Genomic DNA, 16,701 nt, shown 5'->3' with positions numbered 1-16,701 from the left:
AACCCAATTAGATTTTGGTTCGGATAATTTAGTTGCTAATTTTCGCCCAGATAGGGCTTAGCTTCAAATGCAATTCACCTAAAAGAGAGAATTTCATACGAAAACACAGAATATTTCACCCTAAATGGGCAATTCAATTATGAAAAACCTAGCCAGAGCCGTTAAAATGTCGGCAAAGGCCTAAATAAAAACCCTTACCCTTTTGAGGATATAGTCCGGATATGAGCGAATACACACTGTTTACGTCAGAATCGGTGTCTGAAGGACACCCAGACAAAATAGCTGATCAGATTTCCGATGCTGTTTTGGATGCCATTATCGCACGCGATAAGCACGCACGTGTTGCGTGTGAAACACTGGTCAAAACAGGTGTCGCCATTGTAGCAGGCGAAATCAGCACCAGCGCGTGGGTTGATCTAGAAGACCTCGTGCGTAAAGTGATCAGCGACATAGGCTACACATCATCGGATGTTGGATACGACGGTGCCACCTGCGGCGTCATTAACCTGATTGGCAAACAGTCACTCGATATCGCTCAAGGCGTTGATCGGAGCAAGCCCGAAGACCAAGGCGCAGGCGATCAAGGTTTAATGTTTGGCTATGCCACCAACGAAACCGAGTCCTATATGCCAGCCCCCATTCATTACGCGCACCGTTTGGTCGAGCGCCAAGCCGAGTTGCGTAAAAATGGCATGCTGCCTTGGTTACGTCCCGATGCAAAAAGCCAAATCACGTTCCGTTATGATGACCAAGGCAAGCCTTGTGCCGTTGATGCAGTTGTACTCTCTACCCAGCATGCACCGGATATCAATCAAGAAGATCTGCGTCGCATGGTACGCCGTGAAATTATTGAAGCCGTCATCCCGGCTGAATGGTTGTCTGACTCTACACGCTACCATATCAACCAACGGGCAAGTTTGTAATCGGCGGCCCTGTCGGTGATTGTGGCTTGACTGGGCGCAAAATAATCGTCGATACTTACGGCGGCATGGCACGCCATGGCGGCGGTGCGTTCTCGGGTAAAGACCCTTCTAAAGTCGACCGTTCAGCGGCTTATGCGGGTCGTTATGTTGCCAAAAACATCGTTGCCTCTGGTTTAGCTGACCGCTGTGAAATCCAAGTGTCTTATGCAATTGGTGTCGCCGAGCCGACGTCTGTGTCGATCAACACCTTCGGAACAGGCAAAGTGAGTGATGCGCGAATTATCGAACTGGTCAAACAGACCTTCGACCTACGCCCCTATGCGATTACACGCATGCTGGATCTGTTGCATCCTATGTATCAATTAACAGCCGCCTACGGCCATTTTGGTCGTGAGCCTTTTGAAACCACCTATTCATGGACTGATGTTGATGGCAAAGAACAAAGTGAAACATTTACGGCCTTCCCTTGGGAAAAGACAGATCGAGCCGACGCACTTAGAGCTGCAGCCGGACTGTAATCAGGGCCCGTTATGAGAATCCCTCGCTTTTATGACCCTCAGCCTATGGCTGAGGGAATGCATATCGACTTAGGTGAAACCGCAACACAGCACGCCTTAAAGGCACTGCGGCTGCGTGAAGGGGATGCGCTTTCCCTATTCAACAATGACGGTCATGAATATCGAGCAGAGGTTGTTGCCACGAGCAAAACCCGGATGCAGGTCAAGATCCTTCACACTCAGTCCCCTGAGCGTGAAAGCCCATTGAAAATCGAGATAGGCCAAGCCCTATCCCGAGGTGAGCGTATGGATTATGCGATTCAAAAATCAACCGAAATGGGCTGCACTCGTATTTCACCTTTGTTCACCGAGCGCTGCGAAGTCAAACTCAGCCATGAACGGCAAGACAAACGTCAACGCCACTGGCAACAAATCGCGGTGAGCGCGTGTGAGCAATCTCTACGATGTGTTGTTCCCGAGGTTCACTCGCCTCGCCCCTTAGCCGAATGGTTGCAGGATGTCCAAGCAGACCTTAAATTGGTGCTTCATCACCACAGCGCACAACCTTTGGCTGACTTTCAGCCTCCATCCTCCGTTGCGCTTTTAATTGGCCCCGAAGGCGGACTTACAGAAGCGGAAGTTGAGCTCGCCATCGCTCAGGGCTTTTATCCCGTTGCGCTTGGCCCGCGTGTCATGCGTACTGAAACCGCTCCCGTTGCCGCCACTGCTCTACTTCACTATTTATGGGGCGACCTCGGGCCGACCCAACAGGACTCATCAAAATGACGATCAAAATAGGCATAATCATGGACCCTATTGAGTCCATTAACTTCAAAAAAGACAGTTCCTTAGCCATGCTCTGGGCCGCGCAGCGAAAAGGTTGGGATCTCTGGTACATGGAGCAAAGCGATCTTTTCTTAGAGGCCGGATGTGCAAAAGCACGCATGGCACCACTAAAAATTGCCATGGATGCTGACTGCTGGTTCGAGAGAGGGTCCTTTGAACACATGCCTCTGCATGATTTAGATGTGATCCTTATGCGGAAAGATCCGCCCTTTGACAATGAGTTTATTTACTCAACACACTTGTTAAGTATGGCGCAGGCCGAAGGTACTCTGATCGTCAATGATCCTCAAAGCCTGCGAGACTGCAACGAAAAGCTATTTGCCACGCACTTTCCTCAATGCACCCCACCTTTGCTGGTCAGTCGCCGCGCCGATCTTTTAAAGGCCTTTCATGCCACCCACAAAGACGTCATTTTCAAGCCCTTAGACGGCATGGGCGGTTCGTCGATTTTTCGAATTCAAGAGGACGGCATGAACCTCGGTGTTGTCATTGAGACACTGACGCAGCATGGCCAACAAATGTGCATGGCGCAAGCCTATCTCCCAGCCATTAAAGACGGCGACAAGCGCATTCTGATGATTGACGGTGAGCCCGTTCCTTACGCACTTGCGCGCATTCCATCGGCAGGTGAAACCCGTGGCAACTTGGCGGCAGGTGGACGTGGCGAAGGCCGCCCTTTAACTGACCGCGATCGCTGGATCTGTGAGCAAGTCGCTCCAACCCTTAAAGCAAAAGGGTTGCACTTTGTCGGACTTGACGTGATTGGCGATTATCTCACCGAAATAAATGTGACCAGCCCAACCTGTATTCGTGAACTGGACAAGCAGTTTCAATTAGATATCGGCATGGACTTAATGAATCTAATCGAAAAAAAACTTAGGGCATAATGAGATACAAAGCAGGACAACTCATTTTATGGAACGCCCCTGAAGCAGATCGCTTCAGGGCATATCTTTTTATTGCACTCGCTTTGCATGGAATTCTGATTCTCGCAATTAGCTTTAAGCTACCGGAAACGCACAAGCCTGAACGCACTCTCGACATCACCTTGGCTCGTTATATCAGTGAACAAGCACCTGATGATGTCGACTTTTTCGCGCAAAGCAACCAACAAGGCAGTGGAGACAGTGAGGAACGATTGCTTCCCTCCGTAACAGAGGAGGCACCGCTTGAGAGCGAGGAAATCAACACTCAGTCCATGCAACCTCAACCCACACCGTCTACGGACATGGAAGCCGTTGAACCCACACCGCCGACACCTGAGCCGCCCTCTGCTGAGCCGAACCCCACGGACCAGACGGGTAGCACACCGGTCATCGCAACCACGCAACCCCAAACCGAAAGAGTGACCGTTCAGCAAGAGCGCACGACCTCCAGCCAACCTCAACCCTTATCCGGTCACTCAGCGTCACTCCTTTCCCGAAGCATGGAGATCGCGAGCCTGCAGGCGCAGTTGGAGTACGAACAACAAAAGCTGGCGAAGCGCCCCAGAATTCGCCGCTTAACATCCGCGCCTTCAACCATGGCACATACGGACGCCGTCTATTTAGACAACTGGAGGCGACGAATAGAAGCAATCGGCAACCTCAACTACCCGGATGAAGCACGCCGTAGCAACACCTATGGCAGCCTACGCTTACTGGTGGCCGTAAAACCCGATGGCAGCGTCGCTTACATAGAGATACTACAATCGTCAGGACACCAAATACTGGATGATGCCGCCACTCGTATCGTTCAACTGGCGGCTCCATTTCAGCCTTTTACGACTGAAATGAGGAAAAATACCGACCTCTTGGAAATAATTCGTACCTGGAAATTTGAGAATCGGGCGCAGGTGTACTAAGCCTAATACATACCTGCGCTTTAATTGCGTTCATTTGCCAGGGTGATAAACATGTCAGAACTACTGTCACTGAGAGACCATTTTTTAATTTCCATGCCTCATCTGAGCGATCCCCATTTCTCTCAGACACTTACGTATATCTGTGATCATAGCGAATACGGCGCAATGGGCATTATCATCAACCGTCCAGCGGGCCTATTGGTCCATGATCTTTTCACACATATTGATATCGACTACAGCCAAGTCGCCATTGCTCCAACGCCGGTCTATAACGGCGGCCCGGTCCACGAAGATCGGGGCTTTGTCTTGCATCGCTCCACTCTGCGTCCTTGGATATCTTGCCACCCGATCACTTCGGATATCAGCCTAACAACCTCTATGGACATTCTTGAAGCGCTTGCATTGGGTGAGGGTCCAAAAGAGTTTTTAGTCGCACTCGCTACGCCGGTTGGGGCCGGTCAACTGGAACAAGAAATACGTGACAACGTATGGTTAAGCTGCCAAGCAAATTCAGATATACTGTTTCGGTTACCAGCTGAGGAGCGACTTCAGGCAGCAGCCAACACACTGGGTGTTAATCTACATTTGATGACATCGCATGCTGGGCACGCCTGATCGAAAGTAGATGAATCAAGACAATCAAACCGCGTTGGGCTTTGATTTTGGCACAGGCCGTATTGGTGTGGCCATTGGACAACGCCTGACAGGCACAGCCCATCCTTTACCCCCTATCTCGGCCAAAGATGGGATTCCTGATTGGAATGCCCTTGTAGGGCTTATAACGACTTGGCAACCTGAATGCCTTGTTGTGGGCCTTCCTCTGAACATGGATGGCAGTATCAGCGAAATGGCGCGCAGGGCACGCAAGTTTGCCAATCGCCTCCATGAGCGCTATAAACTCCCTTGCTACCTTATCGATGAGCGCCTCACGACACATGAGGCCAAGCAGATTCATCGTGCCCAAGGCGGAAGCACACACTACAAAAAAGACCCCGTCGATAGCATCGCTGCTCGTTTATTATTAGAAGACTGGTTTGCTTCGAACCACCTCATCCCAAGCCACACCCCATTGGAGACTGTTTATGGTATCGGGACACCTGAACGCTGAAAACTTACTAGAATCCGTTACGCAAGAGCTTCGCGTGCAAATGATGCATCGTGATCTAACTGACCCCATCATGATCGGTATTCGGACAGGAGGTGTATGGTTAGCAGAGCGGCTTCACACAGCACTTAATCTTAACAGCCCTTTGGGTGTACTGGACATTTCGTTTTACCGAGACGATTTTTCGCAGTCCGGCTTGAACCCCAAGGTTCAACCCACACAACTGCCTTGCCCAACAGAAGGGCGCGATTTGATTTTAGTCGATGACGTTATCATGTCAGGAAGAACGATTCGGGCCGCCATGAACGAACTGTTTGATTATGGTCGACCCGCCTCAATACTCCTGGTGACTCTGATTGATCTCCAGCATAGGCATTTACCGATTCAACCTGATGTCGTGGGTGAGCGCTTGACCCTAGGTGAAGATCAACAAATAAAGCTTTCTGGGCCCTTTCCCTTAGCGCTTGAAATACGTAACCGCAGCTAACTTAATTTTATTGAGTCCCGACTATGTTACCTAAAGAATACTACGACGCTATTCAGCTAACGCCTGAGGGTCAACTTAAACACTTCTTGACCATCGAGGGCTTGTCTCCTCTACTCCTGACTGAAATTCTGGACACGGCCGATTCATTTGTTGATATGAACGCCCAACAGGTCAAAAAAGTTCCGTTGTTACGGGGCAAAACAGTAGCCAACCTGTTTTTCGAGGCCAGCACCCGGACCTTATCGACCTTTGAGCTTGCCGCCAAGCGGCTCTCAGCCGATGTTTTGAACCTGAATATCAGCACATCTTCGACGTCAAAAGGGGAAACCCTGAAAGACACACTCATGACGCTACAAGCCATGCATTGTGATATGTTTGTTGTTCGCCACTCTGCCAGCGGTGCTGCTCACTTCATTGCTCAGCATGTTACACCCGATGTCGCTGTTATTAATGCAGGCGATGGCCGTCATGCCCATCCAACACAAGCCATGCTCGACATGCTGACGATACGCCAACATAAAGGTGACTTTAAAAACTTAAAAGTCGCGATTGTGGGCGACATTCTGCACTCGCGTGTCGCGCGCTCCGAAATCCATGCCCTGCGCATCCTGGGAGCAAACGAAATTCGCGTTATCGCCCCTGCCACACTCTTGCCTAAACACATTGAAAGCTTAGGCGTCAAAGTCTTTACCGAAATGTCACGCGGACTGAGAGATGTGGATGTTGTCATCATGCTCAGACTGCAACGAGAGCGTATGCAAACCGCTCTTCTTCCCAGTGAATCCGAGTTTTACAGCTTGTACGGCCTCACCGAAAACAAATTGGCCTATGCCAAGCCTGATGCCATTGTTATGCACCCAGGGCCGATCAACCGAGGAGTTGAAATTGAGTCGCGCGTGGCCGACGGCCCCCGCTCTGTCATTCTCAATCAAGTCACGAATGGAATTGCTGTGCGCATGGCTGTAATGTCGATGGCTATGAGTGGCCAACAACTCAACACCCAATCCTCTTCGTTCACTGAGTCTTCAGCAAGGACTGAATCCCTATGAATATTGTTATTGAAGGTGGACGTATCATAGATCCTGCTCAAAAGATCGATACGGTTGCAAATCTCTACATTCATCAAGGTACCATTCTGGCGATTGGACATGAGCACCCGAAGGCTATTTCGCCGATGACACGCTGGATGCACGCAACAAAATTGTCTGCCCGGGTCTGATTGATCTGTTCACGCACTTACGCGAGCCAGGGGCTACGCAAAAGGGCAGCATTGCCAGCGAAACCGCTGCCGCAGCAGCAGGCGGCATCACCACACTCTTAACCTCGCCCGCCACGTCACCGATTGTTGATACACCCGCGGTAGCTGAGCTGATACAAGACCGCGCGGCGGATGCAGGCTTTGTACGCGTTCTTCCCATCGGGGCGCTTACACGTGGGCTACAGGGTGAACAACTGGCGCCGCTTCATGCCTTAACCCGCTCGGGATGCGTTGCGTTTACCAATGCGCGATTACCCATGGTGGATAGCTTAGCGTTATTGCGCTGCCTTGAGTACGCCGCCACCTTTGATTTGCTTGTGATTTTCCAAGCGCAAGATGCCGGTTTAAGCCGTAAAGGTTGCATGCATGATGGTGCTTCATCTGCGCGCATGGGGCTTGAAGGAATACCAGAAGCCGCAGAAACCATTGAAGTCTCACGGTGCTTACTGTTAATTGAGCAAACTGGAGTAAGAGCTCACTTTGGACAACTGTCTTGTGAACGCTCGATTCAACTGATTGATGCAGCGCGCAAGCGTGGATTACAGGTCACGGCGGATGTCGCCATTCATCATCTTCTTTTATGCGACGAAGATGTCAACGGCTTTGATTCATCCTTACATGTTCAACCGCCATTACGCAGCCCGCTGGACCGTGCCGGATTAAGACAGGGCTTGGTCACGGACACCCTGTCGGCGATTTGCTCAGATCACCAACCTCTGGATGTCATTGCGAAACAAGCCCCTTTCTCGGAGACTGAGCCTGGCATCAGCGGTCTCGAAACACTGTTACCTTTGAGTTTAAAGCTTGTGGAACAAAAGCTCATTGAGCTACCGCAACTGATTGAGAAGCTGACGCTTGGGCCTGCTAAAATCTTAGGACTGGATAGTGGAACCTTGCAGTCAGGCGTCCAAGCCGATGTGTGCATTTTTGATCCAGAGGCAACTTGGACTGTGAATGATCAGAGTTTATTGTCCATGGGTAAAAACACGCCTTACTACGGGCACACCTTAAAGGGTCGTGTTGATTGCACACTCTTAGGTGGACGCATCGTCTTTAAGCGTTAAAACGATCACGACTGACGTAAATCCAAATGGAATAACGACACATTAAAAAGGCGGCCCTAAATGGAGCCGCCTTTTTATCAAACAAGCCGCCTTACATCTTACGAACGGTGGCCTGCCCTGTTAAATTCATGTCATCGTCTTCTTCTTGCAGTGTAAAGAGTGTTGGAATGAGCTCATCTTCCACGCCCCCTTTTGCCTGGGTAATCGTATCGGAACCCAGCTTAATGCTAAGTCTAAGATCATTCGCAGAGTCTGCATGCGTCAAGGCGACATCGTAAGAGATGACACCTTCCTTGTAGAGATGGTACAAGGACTGATCAAAGGTTTGCATACCAAGGTTCGTTGATTTTTTAATCACATCTTTAATTTCGTGAACAGATCCTTTACGAACCAAGTCCTGAATCAAAGGTGTGTTAATCATCACTTCGATGGCCGCTCTTCGGCCCTTACCATCAACCGTCGGGAGCAATTGTTGCGCAACCACCGCCTTCAGGTTGAGCGATAAATCCATCCAAACCTGATCATGCTGTGCTGACGGGAAGAACGAAATGATGCGATCTAACGCCTGGTTTGCATTATTCGCATGCAGGGTTGCCATGCAAAGATGCCCTGTTTCGGAGAAATTTAGACCATACTTCATCGTGTCCGAATCACGTATCTCCCCCATCAAAATCACGTCTGGCGCTTGGCGCAAGGTGTTTTTCAACGCGACTTCATAGGAGTCGGTATCCAGCCCGACCTCACGCTGAGTCACAATGCTCTTCTTGTGGTTATGGATATACTCGATAGGATCTTCGATAGTAATGATGTGTCCAGCGTGATGCGTGTTACGGTAATCAATCATTGACGCCAATGACGTTGATTTACCCGTTGAAGTGCCACCCACAAACAAAATGAGTCCACGCTTAATCATCGACAAATCTTTAAGCACTGGAGGCAACCCCAGCTCTTCAAGTGTCGGAATATAGGTATTGATGCGACGCATCACCATTCCAGGCGTATTGCGCTGTACAAAAGCACTCACACGAAAACGACCTATACCCGGAGCGCTAATGGCAAAATTACACTCATGCGTCCCTTCAAACTCAGCCAACTGTCGATCATTCATGGTGCTGTAGACCAGCTTACGGGCTTGGTCAGGCTTTAACGCCTCTTTGGTCAATGGCTTAATGGTGCCGTCGACTTTGATTGCTGGCGCTGCGCCAGCCGTCACAAACAGATCCGACGCTCCACGATCCGACATGACTTTGAGTAACTGTGTAAAATCCATTATCAGATACCTTTACTCTCTGAACTCAGAAGGATGCCGGGCTATTTGCTTTTTCACGCGCGGCATCACGCGAAATAATTCCTTTACTCACCAACTCAGACAAGGATTGATCCAATGTTTTCATTCCAAAGGCCGCCCCAGTCTGAATTGCAGAATACATCTGCGCTACTTTTTCTTCACGAATCAGGTTACGAACCGCAGGCGTCCCGACCATGATTTCATGGGCGGCCACTCGTCCACCCGACAGCCGCTTCAACAGGGTTTGGGATATCACCCCTTGTAACGACTCGGATAACATGGAGCGAACCATCGACTTCTCGGCAGCAGGGAAAACGTCCACAATACGATCCATCGTTTTCGCAGCTGAGGTGGTGTGAAGGGTTCCAAACACAAGGTGACCTGTTTCGGCAGCGGTGAGCGCTAAGCGTATGGTTTCCAAGTCACGCATCTCACCCACGAGAATAACGTCTGGGTCTTCACGCAAAGCCGATCGTAGCGCATTTGAGAAACTGTGCGTATCTCTGTGCACTTCACGTTGGTTAATTAAACATTTTTTACTTTCGTGTACAAATTCGATGGGGTCTTCGATGGTCAGAATATGATCTGAGCGGGTATTGTTGATGAAATCAATCATCGCCGCCAGCGTTGTACTCTTACCAGACCCCGTCGGACCGGTCACCAAGACAAGACCACGGGGTTTACTCGACAAGTCTTGGAACACTTTGCCCAAGCCTAAGTCATCCATGGTCAGAACGCGACTGGGTATCGTTCGGAAAACCGCTGCCGCACCTCGATGCTGATTGTAAGCATTCACACGAAAACGAGAAAGTTTAGGAACCTCGAAGGAAAAATCGACTTCCAGGTTTTCCTCGTACTCTTTCCTTTGCCTATCATTCATGATGTCATAGACAAGTGTGTGAAGTTGTTTGTGATCCAGTGCGGGTAACTTAATACGGCGCACATCGCCATCAACACGTATCACGGGAGGCATACCAGCGCTTAAGTGCAAATCCGATGCACCTTGCTGTACAGCAAATGATAAAAGTTCTGTAATATCCATAAGTATCGAGCTCGCAGCGACTTCCATTAATGTATTTGGATGAATCCAGAATAACCCGATTAATCCGGGTACAACAAGCAGATTTTAATCATGACTATAATAGCAGAGAAAATCCAGAAGGTACGTAGTGATATTGATAATGTTTGCCTAGCCTGTCACCGGGATCCTAAATCTGTATTACTGCTTGCCGTCAGCAAAACTCGGACGGATGCTGAGATACGGGAGGCGTACACATCAGGCTTGCATGCATTTGGCGAGAACTATCTTCAAGAAGCATTGGAAAAACAAACACTTCTCAGTGATCTCGAGATAGAATGGCACTTTATCGGCCCCATACAATCCAACAAAACACGGGCAATTTCTGAGCATTTTGACTGGGTTCACAGCGTTGATCGTCTTAAAATTGCAGAGCGTTTTTCAGCACAACGCCCTCCTCACCTCCCTCCTCTCAATATTTGCATTCAAGTTAATATTAGTGGAGAAGACACAAAATCGGGTTGCCATCCTGAGGAGTTACCCGAATTAGCACGGGCGATTGCTCAACTACCCGGTGTTCGTTTGCGGGGGTTAATGGCCATTCCTGAAGCCGAGCCAGATTCAGAACGGCAACGCACCACCTTTGCCAAGGTTAAAGCCTTAATGACTCAACTACAGACTGAAGGGCTTGATTTAGATACACTTTCTATGGGAATGTCAGGAGACTTAGCAGCCGCCATTTACGAAGGAAGCACCATCGTCCGCGTAGGCACAGCTCTATTTGGACAGCGAACTTAATTGTCTAAGTCTCTTTTTTCTAATTTTTGAACTCAACTGGAGTGCATATGTCCTTATCATCACCCTCTCGCATCGTTTTTATTGGTGCAGGCAACATGGCCCGCGCCATCATCTCGGGATTATTAAAGCAAGGCATTCCTGCTCAAAACATCACCGCATGCGAACCTTCTTTAGAAAAGCTACACGACCTTGCGGAACTTGGCTTAGAGGTTTCAACCGATAATGTTGAAAGTGCAGCCAAAGCCGATCTTCTGATCTTGGCGGTTAAGCCACAAATTATGAAGTCTGTGTGCACACCCTTGCATGCTGCCGTTCAAGCTCGCCAACCCATTATCATGTCGGTTGCAGCAGGCTTAACGCTTGACAGCTTTGAACGCTGGTTAGGTCCAAACTTAGCCATGGTGCGCTGCATGCCAAACACGCCCTCACTGATTGGAAAAGGTGCCAGTGGCTTATTTGCGAACTCACACGTACAAGCTGAACAAAAGCAGCTGGTCGAGCAGGTCATGACAGCGACAGGCCTAGCACTCTGGGTAAATACCGAAGATGCGCTGGATGCCGTGACCGCCGTGTCTGGTTCAGGGCCTGCCTATTATTTTTTGATGATGGAAGCCATGATCAAAGCCGGTGAAGCCTTAGGCTTATCCGAAGAGAATGCAAAAGCCTTAACCCTGCACACTGCGTTGGGTGCAGCAGAAATGGCCACATCCAGCGACGTTTCACCTGCCGAACTACGTCGTCGTGTGACATCGCCAAAAGGCACGACAGAGCAAGCCATTCTTCGCTTCCAGGACTGTCAATTTGAACAGATCGTTGAACAGGCAATGCAAGCCTGCCATCGTCGTGCAAAAGAGCTTGCCATTGAGCTTGGAAATACCTAAGAACGGTTCATTCAGTCTTAGAAAGACTCTATACTTCGATCTATTATTGGGAAACCCACTGGCTAAGTGGGTTAATTTTAACCGCTATTCGTTAGCGATCGCCGTCTCAGACAAGGGTAAAGCATGGATCCGATATTTCTGATCATACGCACCATCGGTGAAATTTTTGCATTTATTGCGATTTTACGCTTTTTGCTTCAAGCCGCTCAGGCAGATTTTTACAACCCGATTTCGCAGGCTGTAGTGAAGTTCACTCAAGCGCCCGTAGCCCCAATTCAAAAAGTTGTGCCCAAGATCGGACGTTTTGATTTTTCGCCTTTAGTTTTGGCATTTCTGATTAAGCTGATCACCTTAGTGATTCTGGTCACACTGTCCAGCAACATTGGCCTTGATGTCCTGGCACTTGCCATGCTGGCTCTGGTCGGCGTCATTGATTCACTCCTGAGCATGATTTTTTGGGCGACCATAGGGTCAGTGATTATTAGTTGGGTTGCCCCCGGCTCTCCGCACCCGGCCCCACAGATTTTACTGCAGATTACAGAGCCTTTGTTTGCCTTGGTAAGACGTGTCCTCCCCTCAATTGGTGGATTAGACTTATCACCCATTGTTATTTTCTTAGTCATACAAATTATTCAGTCGCAATTGCCTCGTGTGATGTGAAGCTCACAAACTTTTTTGTGTTCACCTCATCATCACAATACAGAGATTGATTATGCCCACTGAAATTCCACATGACTCCGTGGGTCTGGTGAGTCCCCAGACCCTTCGTTTTGACACTCCGCTGACATTGGCGTGCGGGCGCAGCCTTGACCACTATGAACTGGTCATTGAAACCTATGGCACACTCAACGCAGATGCATCCAATGCGGTTTTGATCTGCCACGCATTGTCAGGCCACCACCATGTCGCTGGATACCACTCAATGGAAGACCGTAAGCCCGGGTGGTGGGATTCAGCCGTTGGCCCAGGAAAAGCAATCGACACCAATCGTTTCTTTGTCGTTGCTCTTAATAACCTCGGAGGTTGTCATGGATCTTCTGGCCCCAACAGTCTGAATCCTGCAACCGGTAAGCCCTATGGCCCTGACTTTCCAATCGTGACCGTGGTTGACTGGGTGCACAGTCAAGCTCGCCTGGCCGATAAACTGGGAATTTACCAATGGGCAGCGGTGGTTGGCGGCAGTCTTGGCGGCATGCAAGCCTTGCAATGGTCAATAACCTACCCAGATCGCATTCGACACTGCATCGTCATTGCTGCAGCTCCCAAACTCAGTACGCAAAACATTGCGTTCAATGAAGTGGCAAGACAAGCGATCAGCAAGGACCCTCAGTTCCATAACGGACATTATTACGAGCACAACCAAGTCCCCAAAACGGGGCTTATGCTTGCGCGAATGGTCGGTCATATTACCTATCTTTCTGAAGATGGTATGAGAGAAAAATTTGGACGAGAATTACGGTCGGGTAAAATCAACTTTGACTTTAACCCACAATTTCAGATTGAGTCTTATCTTCAATACCAAGGCGAGCAGTTTTCGACCGCCTTTGATGCCAATACTTACTTGCTAATGACCAAAGCACTGGATTACTTTGATCCCGCGGCCGATTTCGATAACAACCTTACGCTGGCCCTTTCTCAGGCACAATGTCAGTTTTTTATTGCGTCGTTTACCACTGACTGGCGCTTTTCGCCTGAGCGTTCACGCGAAATCGTCGATGCGTTAATCGATGCTGGAAAGGACGTCTGCTATACCGAGATTGAAGCCGCTCACGGGCACGATGCGTTTTTAATCCCAATTCCTCGTTACATGGAAGTCTTCAGTGCCTATATGAAACGCGTGCACACAGGTGGAGGGCAGTGATCATGAGAGCCGACTTAGAAATTATTCGAGAATGGATTCAACCTAATTCACGCTTGCTAGACCTTGGCTGCGGCGAAGGCGAATTACTGGAATACTTGATCAAAGAAAAGCAAGTGAAAGGCTATGGCATCGAGATCAATCCAGACAATATCACCTCTTGCATAGAAAAAGGGGTAAATGTGATTGAAAAGGACATCGATAAGGGCTTGGTCAGCATCCGCGATGGCAGTTTCGATACGGTTGTCATGAGCCATGCCTTGCAAACCATGCATCGGCCAGATTTAATTGTTGAAGAAATGTTACGCATCGGAAAAGAATGCATCGTTACCTTCCCAAACTTTGCGCATTGGCGTGTCAGAAGCTATCTCTCTGCTCGTGGTAAAATGCCTGTATCTAAATTTCTTTCCTATACTTGGTACAACACACCTAACATCCACTTTTTCACCTTTAAAGATTTTGAGGAACTCTGCGTCGAACGCAACATCCATATACTGGACCGAACCGTAGTGGATCATGAGCATCGCCACCGTTGGTGGATTCATTTATGGCCCAATATGCTCGGTGAAATTGCGATTTATCGCATTACTCGTTAAATCCTTGGGGACAAATCTCATGTTCGACAACAACGCTTTCTCAAAAAAACTGATGATGGTATTGCTCGGTGGCGCTCTCTCCATGAGCTACATGCTGAGCAGATGTTCAGCGATGACCGTTATGAAATTCACTATAATGCGTTTAATTCGACCTTTGTGACGCCCGACGTGGCGGCTCGTCACGGATTAACACGAAGCGGCAATCGTGGTCTGATGAATGTCGCCATACTCGAAAAGCTGGACGATGGCTCCACGCGCCCCACTACGGCACTGGTCACGGCCAAATCCAACAATTTGCTTCAACAGGGTCAGGATATCAGTTACCGCCAAGTAACAGAAAGCGATGCCATTTATTACTTAGGTGAGTTTCGCTTCACCAACGAAGAATTATTGAACTTCACACTCAGCGTGCAGCCCGATCCAAATCAACCGGCTTACCAAATTCAGTTTCAACAAACCTTTTATCAGGACTGATCGTGAAACCATCAAAAATTGTGCTTGCAAGCAGTAATGCTGGCAAGCTGAAAGAGTTCTGTGACATGCTCGCCGACTTTCAAATCGAGGTTGTGCCGCAGTCGCAGTTTAATGTCATAGATGCCGAAGAAACGGGGCTTAGCTTCGTCGAAAATGCCATTATTAAAGCACGACATGCCTGCCAGCAAACGGGACTGCCCGCTCTCGCAGATGACTCAGGCTTAGAAGTGGATGCCCTAAACGGAGCTCCAGGGATCTATTCTGCTCGCTACAGCGGCCCGAATAGCTCAGATCTGAGCAATGTCGACAAACTTCTAATGGACCTACAAGCGATACCTGAACCTCTTCGAACGGGCCGTTATCAATGTGTACTGGTGTTTATGCGCCACGCCCTAGACCCTACCCCTTTAATTTGCCAAGGCAGCTGGGAGGGTAAACTCCTCTTCGAACCAAAAGGCCAAGGAGGATTTGGTTACGACCCCATTTTTTACTGCCCAAAGCTGGGTTTAACCGCAGCCGAAATGAGCGCTGAAACGAAACACAGCGTGAGCCACCGAGGATTAGCGATGAATGTGCTTGTCAGTCAACTGAATCGCTGGCTGGGTGCTCCTGCGTGAAACGTCCCCCTCTATCCTTATACATTCATATTCCATGGTGCGTTCGTAAGTGTCCCTATTGTGACTTCAATTCACATGCCGCAAAACAACCACTCCCAGAACAGGAGTATGTAAACGCCTTGCGAGATGATCTCGCCGATGAATTACGTTTGCTTGATCAGGCACCCAATCTGCATTCTATATTTATTGGTGGCGGGACTCCGAGCCTCTTCAGTGCAGAGTCTATTGCCGCGATTTTAGAGGATGTTGATCGTCAAATGGGCATTGCCTCAACAACCGAAGTCACATTAGAAGCCAACCCAGGAACATTTGAGCAGGAACGTTTTAAAGGGTTTAAAAAAGCGGGCGTTAATCGCTTATCAATAGGGATTCAAAGCTTCAATGATGCACACTTGCAACGCCTAGGCAGAATACATTCCTCAGAGAATGCGATCAATGCTGCCACCTATGCCCGCACTATTTTTGACAATATCAATCTTGATTTAATGCACGGATTACCAGAGCAGACCACCGATCAAGCACTGGCCGACTTACAACAAGCCATCGCTTTGGAACCTGATCATCTGTCATGGTATCAGCTCACTCTAGAACCCAATACCGAATTTCACGCGCGTCCTCCCACCTTGCCGCTGGATGAGGCACTCTGGGAAATACAAGAATTTGGACAGGCTTTATTGGCTGAATCAGGCTATCAGCAGTATGAGATATCGGCTTATGCGCGTGCAAACAAACGGAGCCAACATAATGTTAATTATTGGCAGTTTGGGGACTATTTAGGGATTGGCGCGGGTGCACATGGCAAAGTGACACAGACGTCACCGCACGGCTTGAGCATCTCACGCCATCACAAATCACGTCAACCTAAAGCCTATCTAAACCCTATGACGCGCATTGCTGAGCGCACTCAGGTCGAAGCCAGTGATCTTGCCTTTGAGTTTATGCTCAATACGCTGAGGTTGCATGAAGGCGTTCCGACTCAACTCTTGTTGGAGCGCACAGGACTCAGCCTTGACGCTATTGAATCCCGTTTAAAAATGGCTCAGGCAAAAGGCCTACTCCACCCGTATGACACTCAACTTAAGCCAACTCAACAGGGTCGGCTCTTTTTAAACGACCTATTAGAGATGTTCTTATAATCTCGAATAGGT

The 16,701-nt window shown here is 49.0% G+C and carries 19 protein-coding genes and 1 pseudogene; 18 read left to right on the top strand and 2 right to left on the bottom strand.

The window, feature by feature from the left end; all coding sequences use genetic code 11:
* The first annotated feature begins 221 nt into the window (after window positions 1–221).
* The 10 genes and pseudogenes from metK (at window position 222) to D791_RS02915 (ending at window position 8,023) form a co-directional block, all read left to right on the top strand.
* A pseudogene (metK, locus tag D791_RS02955) lies at window positions 222–1,441 on the top strand (methionine adenosyltransferase).
* A 12-nt stretch (window positions 1,442–1,453) separates the two neighbouring features.
* Entirely contained in the window at window positions 1,454–2,206 is a 753-nt protein-coding gene (locus D791_RS02950) for a 16S rRNA (uracil(1498)-N(3))-methyltransferase (protein ID WP_036507633.1), read from the top strand.
* Complete coding sequence (gene gshB, locus D791_RS02945; protein ID WP_036507632.1) at window positions 2,203–3,153, top strand: glutathione synthase; 951 nt, start codon at window positions 2,203–2,205, stop codon at window positions 3,151–3,153. Before D791_RS02950 ends, gshB begins: the two co-directional genes overlap by 4 nt.
* Window positions 3,153–4,109: an energy transducer TonB gene (locus D791_RS02940; RefSeq protein ID WP_051514077.1), complete on the top strand. Its 957-nt coding sequence runs from the start codon at window positions 3,153–3,155 to the stop codon at window positions 4,107–4,109. Before gshB ends, D791_RS02940 begins: the two co-directional genes overlap by 1 nt.
* 51 nt (window positions 4,110–4,160) lie before the next feature.
* Window positions 4,161–4,724, top strand: a complete 564-nt coding sequence (locus D791_RS02935; RefSeq protein ID WP_036507630.1) for a YqgE/AlgH family protein — start codon at window positions 4,161–4,163, stop codon at window positions 4,722–4,724.
* A 10-nt stretch (window positions 4,725–4,734) separates the two neighbouring features.
* A complete protein-coding gene (ruvX, locus tag D791_RS02930; protein ID WP_036507628.1) occupies window positions 4,735–5,217 on the top strand; it encodes a Holliday junction resolvase RuvX in 483 nt (160 codons plus the stop codon).
* Window positions 5,192–5,701, top strand: coding sequence for a bifunctional pyr operon transcriptional regulator/uracil phosphoribosyltransferase PyrR (gene pyrR, locus D791_RS02925; RefSeq protein ID WP_036507625.1), 510 nt, complete (start codon window positions 5,192–5,194; stop codon window positions 5,699–5,701). Before ruvX ends, pyrR begins: the two co-directional genes overlap by 26 nt.
* 23 nt (window positions 5,702–5,724) lie before the next feature.
* Window positions 5,725–6,750, top strand: a complete 1,026-nt coding sequence (locus tag D791_RS02920) for an aspartate carbamoyltransferase catalytic subunit (RefSeq protein ID WP_051514074.1) — start codon at window positions 5,725–5,727, stop codon at window positions 6,748–6,750.
* Complete coding sequence (locus D791_RS21655; protein ID WP_337588588.1) at window positions 6,747–6,920, top strand: hypothetical protein; 174 nt, start codon at window positions 6,747–6,749, stop codon at window positions 6,918–6,920. Before D791_RS02920 ends, D791_RS21655 begins: the two co-directional genes overlap by 4 nt.
* Window positions 6,884–8,023 (top strand): dihydroorotase, encoded by a 1,140-nt coding sequence (locus D791_RS02915; RefSeq protein WP_337588597.1) that lies wholly within the window; start codon window positions 6,884–6,886, stop codon window positions 8,021–8,023. Before D791_RS21655 ends, D791_RS02915 begins: the two co-directional genes overlap by 37 nt.
* 91 nt (window positions 8,024–8,114) lie before the next feature.
* Here D791_RS02915 and D791_RS02910 read toward each other — a convergent pair whose 3' ends face one another.
* Both D791_RS02910 and D791_RS02905 read right to left on the bottom strand, forming a co-directional pair.
* Window positions 8,115–9,293, bottom strand: a complete 1,179-nt coding sequence (locus D791_RS02910; RefSeq protein ID WP_036507623.1) for a PilT/PilU family type 4a pilus ATPase — start codon at window positions 9,291–9,293, stop codon at window positions 8,115–8,117.
* 25 nt (window positions 9,294–9,318) lie between these two features.
* Window positions 9,319–10,353 (bottom strand): type IV pilus twitching motility protein PilT, encoded by a 1,035-nt coding sequence (locus tag D791_RS02905; RefSeq protein ID WP_036508078.1) that lies wholly within the window; start codon window positions 10,351–10,353, stop codon window positions 9,319–9,321.
* A gap of 90 nt (window positions 10,354–10,443) precedes the next feature.
* On the opposite strand from D791_RS02905, the gene D791_RS02900 reads away from it, so the two are divergent.
* The 8 genes from D791_RS02900 (at window position 10,444) to hemW (ending at window position 16,689) form a co-directional block, all read left to right on the top strand.
* A complete protein-coding gene (locus D791_RS02900) occupies window positions 10,444–11,127 on the top strand; it encodes a YggS family pyridoxal phosphate-dependent enzyme (RefSeq protein ID WP_036507622.1) in 684 nt (227 codons plus the stop codon).
* Between the two features lie 47 nt (window positions 11,128–11,174).
* A complete protein-coding gene (gene proC / locus D791_RS02895; RefSeq protein WP_036507621.1) occupies window positions 11,175–12,008 on the top strand; it encodes a pyrroline-5-carboxylate reductase in 834 nt (277 codons plus the stop codon).
* A 123-nt stretch (window positions 12,009–12,131) separates the two neighbouring features.
* Window positions 12,132–12,668, top strand: coding sequence for a YggT family protein (locus tag D791_RS02890; protein ID WP_051514071.1), 537 nt, complete (start codon window positions 12,132–12,134; stop codon window positions 12,666–12,668).
* A 52-nt stretch (window positions 12,669–12,720) separates the two neighbouring features.
* A complete protein-coding gene (gene metX / locus D791_RS02885) occupies window positions 12,721–13,869 on the top strand; it encodes a homoserine O-succinyltransferase MetX (RefSeq protein ID WP_036507619.1) in 1,149 nt (382 codons plus the stop codon).
* A gap of 2 nt (window positions 13,870–13,871) precedes the next feature.
* Entirely contained in the window at window positions 13,872–14,462 is a 591-nt protein-coding gene (gene metW / locus D791_RS02880) for a methionine biosynthesis protein MetW (protein WP_036507617.1), read from the top strand.
* Window positions 14,463–14,564: 102 nt separating this feature from the next.
* Window positions 14,565–14,936 carry a DUF4426 domain-containing protein gene (locus D791_RS02875; protein ID WP_051514068.1) on the top strand — a complete coding sequence of 124 codons (372 nt, stop codon included), beginning with the start codon at window positions 14,565–14,567 and terminating at the stop codon, window positions 14,934–14,936.
* Window positions 14,936–15,553, top strand: coding sequence for an RdgB/HAM1 family non-canonical purine NTP pyrophosphatase (gene rdgB, locus D791_RS02870; RefSeq protein WP_202806810.1), 618 nt, complete (start codon window positions 14,936–14,938; stop codon window positions 15,551–15,553). The genes D791_RS02875 and rdgB overlap by 1 nt, the downstream gene beginning before the upstream one ends.
* Window positions 15,550–16,689, top strand: coding sequence for a radical SAM family heme chaperone HemW (hemW, locus tag D791_RS02865; RefSeq protein ID WP_051514062.1), 1,140 nt, complete (start codon window positions 15,550–15,552; stop codon window positions 16,687–16,689). The genes rdgB and hemW overlap by 4 nt, the downstream gene beginning before the upstream one ends.
* Window positions 16,690–16,701 lie beyond the last annotated feature (12 nt).

Origin of the sequence: Nitrincola nitratireducens (assembly GCF_000585235.1) — a bacterium.
Lineage (GTDB): Bacteria > Pseudomonadota > Gammaproteobacteria > Pseudomonadales > Balneatricaceae > Nitrincola > Nitrincola alkalisediminis.
Note: the sequence above shows the minus strand (reverse complement) of the source record. Positions and strands in the feature narration are given on the sequence as shown.

What these genes read in the sequence shown, in the direction of transcription:
- D791_RS02950 (WP_036507633.1), top strand. Translation starts at nt 1,454, where the DNA reads ATGAGAATCCCTCGCTTTTATGACCCTCAGCCTATGGCTGAGGGAATG.
- gshB (WP_036507632.1), top strand. Translation starts at nt 2,203, where the DNA reads ATGACGATCAAAATAGGCATAATCATGGACCCTATTGAGTCCATTAAC.
- D791_RS02940 (WP_051514077.1), top strand. Translation starts at nt 3,153, where the DNA reads ATGAGATACAAAGCAGGACAACTCATTTTATGGAACGCCCCTGAAGCA.
- D791_RS02935 (WP_036507630.1), top strand. Translation starts at nt 4,161, where the DNA reads ATGTCAGAACTACTGTCACTGAGAGACCATTTTTTAATTTCCATGCCT.
- ruvX (WP_036507628.1), top strand. Translation starts at nt 4,735, where the DNA reads ATGAATCAAGACAATCAAACCGCGTTGGGCTTTGATTTTGGCACAGGC.
- pyrR (WP_036507625.1), top strand. Translation starts at nt 5,192, where the DNA reads ATGGTATCGGGACACCTGAACGCTGAAAACTTACTAGAATCCGTTACG.
- D791_RS02920 (WP_051514074.1), top strand. Translation starts at nt 5,725, where the DNA reads ATGTTACCTAAAGAATACTACGACGCTATTCAGCTAACGCCTGAGGGT.
- D791_RS21655 (WP_337588588.1), top strand. Translation starts at nt 6,747, where the DNA reads ATGAATATTGTTATTGAAGGTGGACGTATCATAGATCCTGCTCAAAAG.
- D791_RS02910 (WP_036507623.1), bottom strand. Translation starts at nt 9,293, where the DNA reads ATGGATTTTACACAGTTACTCAAAGTCATGTCGGATCGTGGAGCGTCG.
- D791_RS02905 (WP_036508078.1), bottom strand. Translation starts at nt 10,353, where the DNA reads ATGGATATTACAGAACTTTTATCATTTGCTGTACAGCAAGGTGCATCG.
- D791_RS02900 (WP_036507622.1), top strand. Translation starts at nt 10,444, where the DNA reads ATGACTATAATAGCAGAGAAAATCCAGAAGGTACGTAGTGATATTGAT.
- proC (WP_036507621.1), top strand. Translation starts at nt 11,175, where the DNA reads ATGTCCTTATCATCACCCTCTCGCATCGTTTTTATTGGTGCAGGCAAC.
- D791_RS02890 (WP_051514071.1), top strand. Translation starts at nt 12,132, where the DNA reads ATGGATCCGATATTTCTGATCATACGCACCATCGGTGAAATTTTTGCA.
- metX (WP_036507619.1), top strand. Translation starts at nt 12,721, where the DNA reads ATGCCCACTGAAATTCCACATGACTCCGTGGGTCTGGTGAGTCCCCAG.
- metW (WP_036507617.1), top strand. Translation starts at nt 13,872, where the DNA reads ATGAGAGCCGACTTAGAAATTATTCGAGAATGGATTCAACCTAATTCA.
- D791_RS02875 (WP_051514068.1), top strand. Translation starts at nt 14,565, where the DNA reads ATGTTCAGCGATGACCGTTATGAAATTCACTATAATGCGTTTAATTCG.